Annotated in this window: 12 protein-coding genes; 7 read left to right on the plus strand and 5 right to left on the minus strand. The window is 55.9% G+C overall.

Annotation, left to right across the window (positions count from 1 at the left end; translation table 11 throughout):
* Positions 1-187 precede the first annotated feature (187 nt).
* The 6 genes from menD to NCN04_RS02520 are packed head-to-tail and all read left to right on the plus strand — an operon-like array spanning position 188 to position 7,401.
* Entirely contained in the window at positions 188-1,921 is a 1,734-nt protein-coding gene (menD, locus tag NCN04_RS02495; RefSeq protein ID WP_250395083.1) for a 2-succinyl-5-enolpyruvyl-6-hydroxy-3-cyclohexene-1-carboxylic-acid synthase, read from the plus strand.
* Between the two features lie 5 nt (positions 1,922-1,926).
* Positions 1,927-2,802 carry a 1,4-dihydroxy-2-naphthoyl-CoA synthase gene (menB, locus tag NCN04_RS02500; RefSeq protein ID WP_250395084.1) on the plus strand — a complete coding sequence of 292 codons (876 nt, stop codon included), beginning with the start codon at positions 1,927-1,929 and terminating at the stop codon, positions 2,800-2,802.
* Between the two features lie 44 nt (positions 2,803-2,846).
* Positions 2,847-3,563 (plus strand): L,D-transpeptidase, encoded by a 717-nt coding sequence (locus NCN04_RS02505; protein ID WP_250395085.1) that lies wholly within the window; start codon positions 2,847-2,849, stop codon positions 3,561-3,563.
* A 59-nt stretch (positions 3,564-3,622) separates the two neighbouring features.
* Positions 3,623-5,182: a glycogen synthase GlgA gene (gene glgA, locus NCN04_RS02510; protein WP_250395086.1), complete on the plus strand. Its 1,560-nt coding sequence runs from the start codon at positions 3,623-3,625 to the stop codon at positions 5,180-5,182.
* 18 nt (positions 5,183-5,200) lie between these two features.
* On the plus strand, positions 5,201-6,028 hold the full coding sequence (locus NCN04_RS02515; RefSeq protein ID WP_250395087.1) for a hypothetical protein: 828 nt from the start codon (positions 5,201-5,203) through the stop codon (positions 6,026-6,028).
* Complete coding sequence (locus NCN04_RS02520) at positions 6,028-7,401, plus strand: UDP-N-acetylmuramoyl-tripeptide--D-alanyl-D-alanine ligase (RefSeq protein WP_502988741.1); 1,374 nt, start codon at positions 6,028-6,030, stop codon at positions 7,399-7,401. Before NCN04_RS02515 ends, NCN04_RS02520 begins: the two co-directional genes overlap by 1 nt.
* A 1-nt stretch (position 7,402) precedes the next feature.
* Here the strand turns inward: NCN04_RS02520 and NCN04_RS02525 are convergent, their stop codons facing one another.
* Both NCN04_RS02525 and glmU read right to left on the minus strand, forming a co-directional pair.
* Complete coding sequence (locus NCN04_RS02525) at positions 7,403-7,597, minus strand: DUF8647 family protein (RefSeq protein WP_250395089.1); 195 nt, start codon at positions 7,595-7,597, stop codon at positions 7,403-7,405.
* A 106-nt stretch (positions 7,598-7,703) separates the two neighbouring features.
* The gene (glmU, locus tag NCN04_RS02530) at positions 7,704-9,068 is read right to left on the minus strand and encodes a bifunctional UDP-N-acetylglucosamine diphosphorylase/glucosamine-1-phosphate N-acetyltransferase GlmU (RefSeq protein ID WP_250395090.1); all 1,365 of its coding nucleotides are present in this window, start codon (positions 9,066-9,068) and stop codon (positions 7,704-7,706) included.
* Positions 9,069-9,470: 402 nt separating this feature from the next.
* Between glmU and NCN04_RS02535 the strand changes: the two genes are divergently transcribed.
* A complete protein-coding gene (locus NCN04_RS02535) occupies positions 9,471-10,481 on the plus strand; it encodes a ubiquinone biosynthesis protein COQ4 (protein ID WP_250395091.1) in 1,011 nt (336 codons plus the stop codon).
* Between the two features lie 126 nt (positions 10,482-10,607).
* Here NCN04_RS02535 and NCN04_RS02540 read toward each other — a convergent pair whose 3' ends face one another.
* Genes NCN04_RS02540 through aroA form a run of 3 tightly spaced genes read right to left on the minus strand, consistent with a single transcriptional unit; the run spans position 10,608 to position 13,186 of the window.
* Positions 10,608-10,961: a hypothetical protein gene (locus NCN04_RS02540; RefSeq protein WP_250395092.1), complete on the minus strand. Its 354-nt coding sequence runs from the start codon at positions 10,959-10,961 to the stop codon at positions 10,608-10,610.
* Entirely contained in the window at positions 10,939-11,859 is a 921-nt protein-coding gene (locus NCN04_RS02545) for a tRNA (5-methylaminomethyl-2-thiouridine)(34)-methyltransferase MnmD (RefSeq protein ID WP_250395093.1), read from the minus strand. Before NCN04_RS02545 ends, NCN04_RS02540 begins: the two co-directional genes overlap by 23 nt.
* A gap of 7 nt (positions 11,860-11,866) precedes the next feature.
* On the minus strand, positions 11,867-13,186 hold the full coding sequence (gene aroA / locus NCN04_RS02550) for a 3-phosphoshikimate 1-carboxyvinyltransferase (RefSeq protein WP_250395094.1): 1,320 nt from the start codon (positions 13,184-13,186) through the stop codon (positions 11,867-11,869).
* Positions 13,187-13,280 lie beyond the last annotated feature (94 nt).

A 13,280-nucleotide genomic window follows, 5' to 3' on the forward strand; every position in this document is an offset into this window, starting at 1 on the left:
GGCTCGATCACCTGCCATCGCAGAAAAAGGGCCAACAACACCCACAACAGCAGACCTTTCCAACTGTTGCGCTTGGGTTCTGAGTTGGGAGTGGTTGCCATGGCAGGTTCTGCGTTAGCCGAGGATCGCATTAGCCATCGCCTCTTCCCTGACGCAGGCCCTCGCCAATCTGCAGGCCGCTGTCCTGTTGCTTCAGACCCTCCAGCAACAGGGTCTGCGCCATGTGGTGCTGTGTCCTGGGAGTCGATCCGGCCCGTTAGCCCTTGCCGCAGCAGGCTTAATGCGCGCTGGGCTGATCACGCTCAACACAGCAATCGATGAACGATCTGCTGGGTTTTATGCCCTGGGTCGATCCAGCGCCTCTGGGATTGCCACGGCCGTGATCACCACCTCCGGAACGGCGGTGGCCAACCTGTTGCCCGCCGCCGTAGAGGCGGATCGCTCAAGCCAGCCACTGCTGCTGATCAGCGCGGATCGCCCCCTAAGGCTCAAAAACAGAGGAGCGAATCAAACCGTGAATCAGGAATCCTTCCTGACCTCGGTGTGCCGCTGGTACGGATCAGGGCCCTTGGATGGCCTTAGCGCAGGGCTGGATCACGAGCTGCAAGCCCTTGCTGAGAACGCCTGGAGGCATCTGCATCAGCCGCCCGGACCTGTCCATCTCAATCTCCCCTTTGAGGAACCCCTGCACCCTGATCTGGATCAGCAGAACGCGTTTTGGAGGCAATGGAACAGTGCAAAGTCCGTGGCCATCACCCACAACCAAGAGTTGTGGAAGCCCACCAGCCAGTTCGCGGCACCAGCCCTCGACCCCGATCAACCCGGTGTCATCGTTGCCGGACCCTGGCGAGGCCTGAGCGGCACGCTTGAGGCCTATCAAGCCGCCTTAATCGCCTGGCAGGAGCGCTGTGGCTGGCCCGTGCTCGCCGATCCCCTCGCGGCGGTTCCGAGCCAGTTAGGAGGCGTCATTCGCTCTTGGGATCTGCTGCTTCCCAACGGCTTGAGCCAGCTGCCAGCAAACGCCCAGGTGCTTCGGCTGGGCTCGATGCCTGCCAGTCGTCGCCTCGAGGCCTGGCTTGCCGACCAACAGGGCCCCCAACTCCTGATCACAGAAGGAGATCCCCGCCCGCTCGATCCCCTTGATATCGCCGAGCAATGGAGCGGCGGCCTGGCGCAATGGTGGAACCAGGTCAAGCCCAAGCTGCGGGCTGTTAACGCAACAAATCAGAACGTTGAAGCTCATGGAGGGGCGCTCCTGGAGGCCTGGAGCAAGGCAGATCGTGATCTGCAACATCACCTCTGTGAGCTTCTGCCAACGCGGGGAGCCGCCAACGAACCCGCGTTGATGCTCTCCTTAGGGCAGCTCTTGCCAGCAGAGCTGCCCGTGATGCTGGCAGCAAGCAGCCCGGTGCGCGATTGGCAAGCCTTTGCCGCAAGCGATATCGGCCGGAGACGCTGTTTCAGCTTTCGGGGAGCCTCTGGCATTGATGGCACCCTCTCCCTGGCCCTGGGCATCGCGGCCGAGCTCGGTCCAACGATGCTGATCACAGGTGACTTAGCGCTTTTGCATGGCAGCAACGGCTGGCTCCTGGCCAGCGCAGCCCAGCTGCCCTTATTGGTGCTGTTGATCGACAACGCCGGAGGCGGCATTTTTGAACAGCTGCCGATCAAAACGTCCCCCAGCGATGGCTTTAACCAGCTGTTTGCGATGCCCCAACAGGTGGACCCACTGGCTCTCGCCGCAGCCCATTCCATTCCCGTGCGTCAGCTCGCCTGCCTCGACGATCTCCCCACCGCTTTGGAATGGGGGTTGGGCCGTGCTGGACCAGCTCTCCTGCGGGTCTGCACCGATCGCAGCAACGATGCCCAGCTTCGCCGGAATCTGCGTAAGGCGTTACAACTGAGCAAAAGCCTTTCCTGATCGCCATGCCAGAGCCCGTCATCCGACAGGTGCTCCCAGGATCCAGCGGAGTGAACTGGCATCCATGGGGGAACTACGAGGATGTGCTCCTGGATCGATCTGATGAGGGCATCGCCCGTTTAGCGATCAATCGACCCACCAAGCGCAATGCCTTCCGGCCTCGCACGGTTTCAGAACTTTGTGATGCGTTTGCCCGGATCCGCGATGACAGCCGTATCGGAGTGGTGCTGCTCACTGGTGTAGGTCCTGCTGCCGATGGGGGTTATGCCTTTTGCGCCGGCGGCGATCAAAGCGTGCGCGGAGATGGGGGCTATCTCGACGAAACAGGCCTGCCACGCCTCAACGTGCTCGACCTTCAGCGCATCATTCGCAGCCTGCCCAAGGTGGTGATCGCCCTGGTGGCGGGTTATGCAATCGGCGGAGGTCAGGTCCTGCACCTGCTCTGCGACCTCAGCCTGGCGGCAGAGAACGCTCTTTTTGGTCAAACCGGACCGCGGGTTGGCAGTTTTGATGGCGGCTTCGGGGCCGGCTACTTGGCCCGCGTGGTGGGGCAACGCAAAGCCAAGGAGATCTGGTTCCTCTGCCGTCAATACGGAGCTGAAGAGGCCCTTCTGATGGGACTCGTCAATGCCGTGGTTCCCCTTGATGCCTTAGAGGCCGAAGGGGTGCGTTGGGCCAGGGAGGTGTTGCAGCACAGTCCCACAGCGATTCGCTGCCTGAAAGCAGCTTTCAATGCAGAAACCGATGGCTTGGCTGGCATCCAGGAGTTAGCAGGACAAGCCACCCATCTTTTTTATCGAACCGAGGAGGGCCAGGAGGGCCGCAATGCCTTTCTGGAAAAACGCAATCCTGATTTTTCCGACACGCCATGGCTGCCATAGCCCCTGAAGTCGCTAAAAAATAGGGGTCAGTCTCGCCTCCTCTGATGCGTTGTCCAAAGCAAGCTCCGACATTGGGCCTGCGTACTTCGCTGCTAGCGGCCTCGCTGCTGAGCCTCGTTGGTGGAGTAGGGGTTGGAGGAGCCGGCATTGCAGCGGCGCAAGAGATTGGGGAAGACCGTCAAAGAGAGATAAAGGGCGAGATTTTGGTGGAGGCTCCAGAGGAGGTTCCAAAACGCAAATCCGATCCGATCCCGCCCCTGGCGATCCCATTGAGCGATGCCGCTTCACTAGCCCGTGTTCCGAGCGATGTGATGGAGCGCAAGGGTTTGCAGCTCGTGCTCGACCGCAAGCACCATCAACTCCTGGTTTTGAGAGATGGCCGGATGACACGCCGGTTTCCAGCGGCGGTGGGCACCACAGGTTGGGAGACCCCTGCCGGACGCTTCCGGGTGTTTGAAAAGGTGAAAGAGCCGGTGTGGACCCATCCGGTGAGCGGTGATCTTGTGGAAGCTGAAAGCACAAAAAACCCGCTGGGATCACGCTGGATTGGCTTCTATCGCGACTGCAATGGACGCTCGGGATGGGACGGCGAGCAATACCTGGATATCAACGGCTGCACCGTGGCAGGGTTCCACGGCACCCCCTATCGCTGGACGGTTGGCCGGGCCGTTTCCCATGGCTGCGTGCGTTTGTATGAGGAGAACGTACAGGAGGTGTTCGATCTCGTCAGGGTGGGGACACAGGTGACCGTGCTCCCTTGAAAGCGATCACAAGGCGGTTATGCGTCTACAGTCTCGCGGCTTAGCAGGTTTGATCGTCCATGCGCGTGCTGTTTGCCGCCGCCGAATGCGCCCCCATGGTGAAAGTCGGTGGGATGGGCGATGTGGTCGGCTCCCTACCCCCTGCACTGAAGGCTCTGGGGCACGACGTGCGCTTGATCATGCCGGGATACGGCAAGCTCTGGTCTCGATTGGAGATCCCTGCTGAACCGATCTGGCGAGGCCAGACCATGGGAACGGAGTTTGCGGTTTTTGAAACCCGTCATCCCAGCAATGGACTCACCATCTACCTGGTTGGTCACCCCGTCTTTGACCCAGAACGGATTTATGGCGGAGAAGATGAAGATTGGCGTTTCACCTTTTTTGCCAGCGCTGCAGCTGAATTTTCCTGGAACGTCTGGAAACCCAACGTTCTCCATTGCCATGACTGGCACACCGGGATGATTCCGGTGTGGATGCACCAGGATCCAGAGATCAGCACCGTTTACACGATCCACAACCTCAAATACCAGGGCCCCTGGCGCTGGAAGCTGGATCGGATGACCTGGTGCCCTTGGTACATGCAAGGCGACCACACCATGGCTGCCGCCCTGCTCTATGCCGATGGCGTGAATGCGGTGTCACCCACCTATTCCAGAGAGATCCGCACCTCGGAATACGGCGAAAAGCTTGATGGGTTGCTCAATTACATCTCCGGCAAGCTGCGCGGCATCCTTAACGGGATTGATCTGGAGGCCTGGAATCCAGCTACCGATCGAGCCTTGCCCGCCACCTTCAGTGCCGATGATTTGTCGGGTCGCGCCCGCAACAAACAGGTGCTGCAGGAACGGATGGGTCTTGAAGTCAGAACTGATGCCTATCTGCTGGGCATGGTGAGCCGTCTGGTCGATCAAAAAGGCGTCGACCTGCTGTTGCAAGTGGCGGATCGCCTACTCGCTTATACCGACACCCAGATCGTGGTGCTCGGCACCGGTGATCGCGGCTTGGAGTCCGGTCTGTGGCAGATGGCCTCCCGCCATCCAGGCCGCGTGTCCGTGTTCCTCACCTACGACGACGACCTCTCACGCTTGATTTACGCCGGCAGTGACGCCTTCCTGATGCCCAGTCGTTTTGAGCCCTGTGGCATCAGTCAATTGCTCGCCATGCGCTATGGATGCGTGCCCGTGGTGAGAAAGGTTGGTGGTCTGGTCGATACGGTTCCACCCCACGATCCAGGGCAGGACAGCGGCACTGGCTTCTGCTTCGATCGTTTCGATCCCGTGGACTTCTTCACCGCCCTTGTGCGCTCCTGGGAAGCCTTCCGCCATCAAGACAGCTGGCGCGAACTCCAGCGAAGGGGCATGCGGCAGGACTACAGCTGGGCCCGATCCGCTCTGGAATACGACCAGATGTACCGTGAGGTCTCTGGTCTCAAGGAGCCAGGCCCGGATGCTGCTGCTGTGGAACAGTTTTCCCAGGGGCAGGATGCCGATCCCTCCTTGGCCCAAGGCCAACATGGAGCCCCAACCAGTCCCTCTGAACAACCCAGCGAAAACCTGTCCAAGGGAGCCGACGACACACGCAACCCCCTGGCCAGACTGTTTGGTGGTCAGCGACGCTGATGCTGCAGGCAACCTCGAATGCAGGATTCCTTCCAACCGCAGTCCTCTGACAAACAAAGCGACCTACCGGCTCCTTACAACAGCCCGTGGAAGGCCCTAATCCAAGACGTGAAGGCCGTTAGCGCTGATGTCCGTCTGCGCAGCCAAGAGATCTGGCGACGAAACCGCGAGGGAGATCTTTCGGTTCCAGCGTTCTGGCCCAAACAATGGGCAGCACTGTTTTGGCCTGCGCTGCTGGGGTTCAGCCTCGCCGTGCTGATCCTGGGCGGGATTCAACTGCGTCAGGCCCTTCAAGGCCAATCGCCACCCTCACCGCCAGAGGTGGAGCGCGTCCGCACCACCGCCTTTCCGGAAGCTCGTCCTCTACCCATCACCACCAGCGTCGAAGCCGATCTCAACAACCAAGGACTGGCGGAGGCCCCAACCGAGCAAAACAGCAGCAGGCCAAAGGAGTCAGACAAGCTCATAGCGGCTGAGGAAGCCCCAACGCCTGTCAGCAAGAATCACGAACTGCCCTCCGCAGAAACGGAGTCAGGTGAGTTGCGCGTGAATCCTCTCCTGGACCTTCTGGTTGAAGAAGGCAACACACAGAACAGCCAGGGATCAGCTCTGATTGTTTCGGCCCAACCGCAACCGGAGCGGAATGCTGTGATTCTGCAAATCGATGCTGCCGCTTGGCTGCAACACTCTCCAGATCAACGCCAACAACTGGCAGACACCTGGTGGAACCGACTGGAAGAACAGGGTTACGCCGATTTGCGTCTCGTGAATGCACACCAAGAGCTGTTGGCACGACCCGCCAGAATTGGTGGGGGCATGATCGTGTTCGATCCAAAGAGGGTTTGATAGTGCTGGATCTGGCTGATCTCGTTTCGCTCTGGGGGCCACCGCAACGGGCTGATGGCGCCGTGCCCAACCTCCAACAACGCTTGGGCCCTGTCTGCACAGATAGCCGACTGCTCACTCCAGATGACTTTTTTGTGCCGCTGCGCGGTGAGCGCTTTGATGGCCATCGCTTCCTCGCATCTGCCACTGAACAAGGCATCCAGGCAGCCGTTGTAGCCCGTGATAGCGAGATCCCAATACCTCGGAATCTGTTGCACTGGACCGTGGACGACACGCTCAAGGCCTACCAACAGATGGCCTGCTTGGTGCGACGCAACCTCAACAGCGCTGTTGTAGCCGTAACCGGCTCCGCCGGTAAGACCACCACAAGAGAGCTGATTCGTGCCGCACTGGCACCCCTTGGCGCCGTCCAAGCCAGTGTTGGCAACAACAACAACGACGTTGGTGTGCCGCTCACATTGCTCGGGGTAGACGAGCAGCACGCCGCTGTCGTGGTGGAGATGGGAATGCGAGGACCCGGTGAAATTGAACGCTTATCGCGTTGTGCTGAACCAGATATTGCTGTGATCACCAATATCGGCACGGCGCATATTGGTCGCTTAGGCAGTCGCGAGGCGATTGCCGCAGCCAAGTGTGAAATCACAGCTGCCCTCTCACCCGATGGCCTTGTTGTCATTCCAGCTGGAGACCCTCTCTTGGATGCAGCCCTGGCCCAATGCTGGAGTGGTCGAGTGCGACGTGTTGCACTCATCGACGATGACAACACCACCACGCATGTCGCTGATGATCTCGGCGAGTACAACCCGCTGACTGGTCGCATCAGCCTGGGAGATCACTCCTACAACTGCCCCCTGGAAGGGAGGCACAATGCACGCAATTTCCTGTTGGCAATCGCCGTCGCTCACGCCCTCGGGGTTGAACCCTCAGACCTGGAACAGCTCGAGGTTGAAGTACCAGGGGGTCGCAATCGCCGACGGCAAATCGGCGCATTGACGATTCTTGATGAGACATACAACGCATCACCGGAAGCCGTATTTGCGGCGTTGGATCTCCTGGCGGCTCAGCCAGGTCGACGTTTTGCAGTACTCGGCACGATGCTGGAGCTCGGAGCAGACAGTGTTCGCTTGCATAAAGCGGTCATCGACCATGCCGCAACCTTGAACCTGGATGGACTGGTGACCGTGACCACCGGCTTGGAGGCCAAGGCCATGGCCGATGCCAGTTCAAAATGGCCTCGTTTTCGACAGGTGGAAACCCCGGAACAGGCTGCAGAGCCTCTGATCGAGTGGCTCAGGCCTGGAGATACCGTGCTCATGAAAGCCAGTCGCGGAATTGCACTGGAACGCTTGCTGCCGTTACTGCCACAGCTTTAGATCAGGCGGCTCTCAGCGCATTCGCCTGGTCTTCGCAGCGGATCAAATCGATCGCATGGGGATGATCGTGGATATAGCGAATTTTCTCCATTGCCAAAACCCGCGCTTCAAAGGCATCGGCTGCATAAAAGCATTCTTCTTGGTAATCACTACTGGCATCGCGATAGCGAACAGTAAAACGCTTGTAATCAGTCATGGGACTAACAACCTGATGCCCCACGCTTACGCATCGATAAAGGAAGGCCAAGGCCATGCTGTGAAAAAAGTCTGTTGATTTAGCTCAGCCATCAACAAACCAGTGCTCAAGATTGAGCAGGCTTAGTGTTGCGGTCCCATCCTTCCTTGGTGAGTTGCTTCGCACGGCCGATCGCCAGGGAACCATCAGGAACAGCTTTAGTAATTGTGGATCCTGCTCCGATCGTGACATGTTTTCCGATTACAACAGGAGCAACCAAAACAGAATTGGCCCCCGTTTTACTGCCCTCACCAATCACGGTGAGATGCTTATTCGTGCCATCAAAGTTGGCTGTAATCGTGCCAGCTCCTACATTCACATTGGCACCTAATTCCGCATCACCGATGTAGCTGAGGTGATTCACCTTGCTTCCAGCAGCGATCACACTTTTTTTAATTTCAACAAAATTTCCAATCTTGCAGGAATCACCAACGTGTGTAGCCGGTCGGATGTGGGCGAAGGGACCAATGGCAACATCATGACCAACGCGTGCATCGCGCACGACGGATTGCACAACCGTGACATCACACCCGAGTTGTGCATTGTCCAACAAGCTACCTGGACCTAAACGGCAGTTATCTCCAATCCGGCAGGCGCCACGCAGATGGGTTTGTGGTTCGATCACCACATCAGAGCCAAAGCTGCAGTCTTCACTGAGGGTGCAACTGGCAGGGTCCACGAAGGTCACACCCTCATCCATCCAGTGATCACGCAACCGCTGTTGCAAAACGGCCTCACACTGAGCCAGTTGTCTGCGGTTGTTGATTCCATTCACTTCATCAGGATCACTCACCTCCATCTGCATCGCCACATCTAAAAGCTGAACCGTGTCAGTGAGGTAAAGCTCGCCCTGATCGTTATCGGTGCTCAATTTCGGCAAAACCTCAGCAAGTTTTCCCCAGTTGAAGCAATAGATTCCAGCATTCGTGAGATTGTTGACCCGTTGCTCATCGCTGCAATCTCGATGTTCAATGATTCCGCTCACCCGACCCTGGTCATCCGCAAAGACACGGCCATAGCCAGTGGGATCGTCGAGCCTTGCTGTTAACAAGGTCACATCCGCCTTGCTGTTGCGGTGAGTCCTCACGAGTGCATCGATCGTCTCTGCTCGCAACAGTGGGACATCACCATTCAGCACTAACAAATCACCCTGAAAACCCTTGAGAGGAGCCAACAACTGCTGAACAGCATGCCCTGTTCCGTTCTGCGGCTGTTGCAACACGAATTCGAGCCCGCCATTGGAGCTGAGCTGTGCTTCTACCCGCTCAGCCTGATGGCCAACGATCAACAACCGGCGCTCCGGCGCGAGATTACGGGCACTAGCGAGCACGCGTTCCACCAAGGTGGCGCCGGCCAAGGGTTGCAGAACCTTGGGTAGCGCACTTTTCATGCGGGTGCCTTTCCCAGCAGCAAGAACGGCAACAGCGAGCATGAGACGAGTGCGAGACCGGCGAAATCTACCGGCGAAACCACACTCTGGGAACAGGTCAACACTGAACTGCTGCAGCCAGATCACCACAAGAAACTTGGGGATCGAGACAAGAGCTGTGCCGGCACCTCCAGCGCCGCTAGGCCTACGACATCAAGACCAAGGACTAACTCTCAAAGCTCAAACAGACGCAGGAATCTAAATGAATCACAATCTGCAAACCTGTGAACAATGAGAGATCACAATCACGCAGCGAAGTCAGTGATGAATTCCACACAACAAACAAAGAGTCTGGATTAAAAAACACCGAAAGTTCATAGCCACCACCCAACCGAAACAGAGAAGACTCAAACACAAAACAACGTAGCGAAAACATGTTAAATTTAAACAAAACACAGACAAGAAATGCAAAAAAATCTGGATTGCGAAATATTCATTGCCGGCCTTAAAGACCTGATCGACTGCGGCGATTACGGCACGAAAGAGCAATTGAGTGTTCTCAAAGCGTTCGCACTCGGAATCTTTAACATTCCACTCGAGACTTATAACAACCTCCAACCCATCAGCCAGCAGACATTAGGCAAGGCAGTGGTTGAGCCATTGACGCGAAGACGCTACATCCAATTCGCGATCATGCTTGAACTCTGCAGACATCCAAAATCACATCTACAACTGAGCAAACTGGAATCATCAGCCGAATTGCTTGGCCTCGGTGGAGATGCTTTAACGGTTTGCAGAACAATGATCGACTCGTCCGCACTTGAAGCAACTACTGATTACATCAGGCGCTACGAGCAATACTTTTTAGCCCTGCAGGAGAAGCATGGGGTAGAGACTTTTAACCACGAAGGCAGCCGCCAATATGACGAATCGTTTTTTAAAACACTAGATGCATTTTCCAGCATGAGTGAGGGTAGCTTGGGTAGGGAATTTTTCAACTTCTACGAGCGCAATGGAATGCGCTTGCCCAGCCGAACATCAATCAACCCAGGCTATTATGTATGCCATGACATGAACCATGTGATCACTGGCTACGAACCCACAGGTATTGGAGAAATTTGCTTAGGAGCTTTCAAATTGAGCATGAACGATTGTGATGCTAATTGGATGGCATCCATGACTAATTTTTTAATCCATGAAGCCGGAGTGTTCAAACCTGGACATAGCGCTCAATACGAACCCGTCGGAGCCAATGGAGATCCATTTGATGGCCTTGATGGAGAACGCGGTGTGATGACCTTGAAGGGTGCTCCTGAAATGTTGGCTGACGCATTTGCAAGGGGATCAAAGTGCAACCAAGATTTCAGCACGATTGATCACATTGAAATGGCCACCATTCCCCTGAAAAAACTACGCGAAGAGTTCAACGTAACCCCTCCGCTCATGAACGTTGCAGATGCAAGTATTCGCTGGTGAGCCAAACAACAAACCGCTGACAAAACAATTTCCAAGCATTGTTGGCGGCTGTAAAGACAATCTCAGAGTTCAATGCATCGTTCCGTGAGAAAGACTCACAACGAGCTGTCACTTGCTAAAGATGGATTAATTTTCATCGATCGATTCAGGCCATATCGCATGACATGCTGGATCTCGAGCTAATGCGACTGACTTCACTTGCTCCACATCCAGATTGCCAAGTTGATGGGCGGTCATTAAAAGCATCAAACGCTTTAAAGCCTGACGACCCTGATCGGGTTGGAGCCAACCCAGGCCGTAATAGGTGCAGGTGGCATTCAACCAACCTTGGGCCTCTCCGCGCAACTTGATCTCAAGATCACCGAGAGCAGGCATCGCGATGGATGGAGTGGTAGTCAGCAAACACGTTGAAGCAACAACGATCAAAAGATTGCGCAAAGTGAAGCCTCCCAATTCCTCAGCATGGAGGCCGGAATTCAACACTCTGCCACTTTCGCTGCCAAGCACTGGTACTGGTGTGATGGCCTAAAGCCTGTTCATGCTGGCGGCGCTTCAAAATCAAAGCGGCCTCATCACTGCCTGAAGGGTCTCGGTAGGGGACACCAGCACGCGTCTGCAGATGCTCTTCCTCCATCACGGTTAGCTCACGCCAACCAGCACCCATTTCAGGCAAAGGTTGATCATCATCGTTGCTGAGTCGCAACGCCATCGTTCCAGAACTCCACCCTGCACCTTCTCCTGGCTTGGGAAGGAGCGAGCGCAACTCAAGTCCGGCATGGCGCAAACTGCTTCGCACTGCTGCTGCTCTGCAATAGGTCAACAACCGTCCACCCGGTGCAAGCAAATCTGCAAGGCTCTGCAGAAATTCCTCACTCCAGAGCTGGGGACATTTTCCAGGCGAAAAGGCGTCCAGAAAAATCAAATCAAAACGCAAACCCGTTGGTAAGGAGTTGAGCTGCTGACGTGCGTCACCCCAGAGCATCTGAACCGACTGCTGGCGGTACGCATCCTGCCAAGTTCCCTTAGCAGAAACGGCTTCTAAGCAAGCCACAACATTCTTAGGCCAAAGGGCTTTAAAACTCGGCTCAGCGAGGGCAAAGAGCAAAGGCAATCGATCGAGTTCTAACCCCCAACAGTTCAAGGCTGGAGTGCCAGCAATTGGCAGGGCTGCCATCAATGCGGCCGTGTTGTAACCCAACCCGAAACAAACATCTAAAACACGTAAACAACTGCCGCTAGTAAAGCGATCGAGCTGGGCGGGCAACACAAACTTGCTGTTGGCTTCTTCAAGGGCACCGTCAGAACTATGGAAGCTCTCAGCAAAACGGTGGCTATGCAGACTGAAGCTGCCGTCTGCCGTGAAGCGCGCACTCAGCACAGAACAATCAGCGACGCAATCTCTCAAGATCGTCCCAAAAGGAGGGATAACTCACAGCTGCAGCTTCACTGCGGCTAAGCCTTGAACCACCCTCGGCCATTAAACCAGCAACAGCAAGGCTCATCGCAACACGATGGTCGGTCTCACTATCCAATTCAGCACCTTTCAGGGAGTGACCACCTCGAATCGTGAGGCCATCAGGATGTTCATCAATGTCAGCACCCATCGCTTTGAGTTGCCGAGCCATCACAGCCAGTCGATCCGTTTCTTTGACACGGAGCTCTGCTGCACCGCTAATCCGACTTTCTCCATCACAAAAACAGGCTGCAACACTCAGGATTGGGACTTCATCCACCAAGCGCGGCATGATTTCTTCTCCAAACTGAAAGGCCTTGAGAGGTCCATGACTCACCTGAAGATCACCGACAGGTTCACCCGCAACATCGCGGCGATTCAACACGTCAATGGAAGCTCCCATCATCTCCAACACTTCAAGAATTCCCGTGCGGGTGGGATTCAAACCAACATTTTCAACCGTAATCCTGGCCCCAGGAACAAGGGCACCAGCCACAAGCCAGAAGGCAGCAGAACTGATATCTCCTGGCACCACAACATGCTGTCCCTTCAGCGTGGCGCCTGGACGCACCAAAATATGCCTACCCATCTCACCACCCACTTCAAGGTCAGCACCAAAAGCTCTAAGCATGCGTTCACTGTGATCACGGGAATGAGCTGGTTCGATCACACTCGTTGACCCTTCTGCAGTCAGAGCCGCAAGCAGAATGGCAGATTTCACTTGAGCGCTGGCAACGGGTGTCCCAACCACAGCCCCCCTCAACCGTTGACCTTGAACAGCAAGCGGAGCCAAATTTCCATGATCCCGACCACGCACATCCGCCCCTAAAAGGGAAAGCGGCTGTCCAACCCTGTTCATCGGCCGGCGACGGAGAGAAGAGTCACCAGTCAAAACGAAATGACGCCCCTCTCGGCCAGCGAGGAGACCCAGCATCAACCTCATTGTGGTTCCAGAATTCCCACAATCAAGAATTTCCGAAGGTTCTTCTAAACCATCAAGACCAACCCCCTCAATGGTCACAATTTCACCATTCTGAATAGGCGAAATCGTTGTCCCCATCGAGCGCAGACAGGCTGCAGTACTAATCGGATCCTCTGCTGGCAAGAGGCCCTCAATGGTGGTTCTGCCCTCTGCAATGGCACCGAAAAGCAAAGCTCGATGGGAAATAGATTTATCGCCTGGCACGCGGACAGAGCCACTGAGGCTTCCACCTGACTTCAGATCCCTTGGGGAGCCATTTGATCCCGACACCGTTGAAAAGCCTGTGGTTGATTAAACAATCCTATTGGCTCGATCTTCAAAGGCTCTGGCTTGTAGATGAAGTTGTCACCAACGCTTGGAAATA

Source organism: Synechococcus sp. MU1655 (assembly GCF_023630655.1).
Classification (GTDB): Bacteria; Cyanobacteriota; Cyanobacteriia; order PCC-6307; family Cyanobiaceae; genus Synechococcus_C.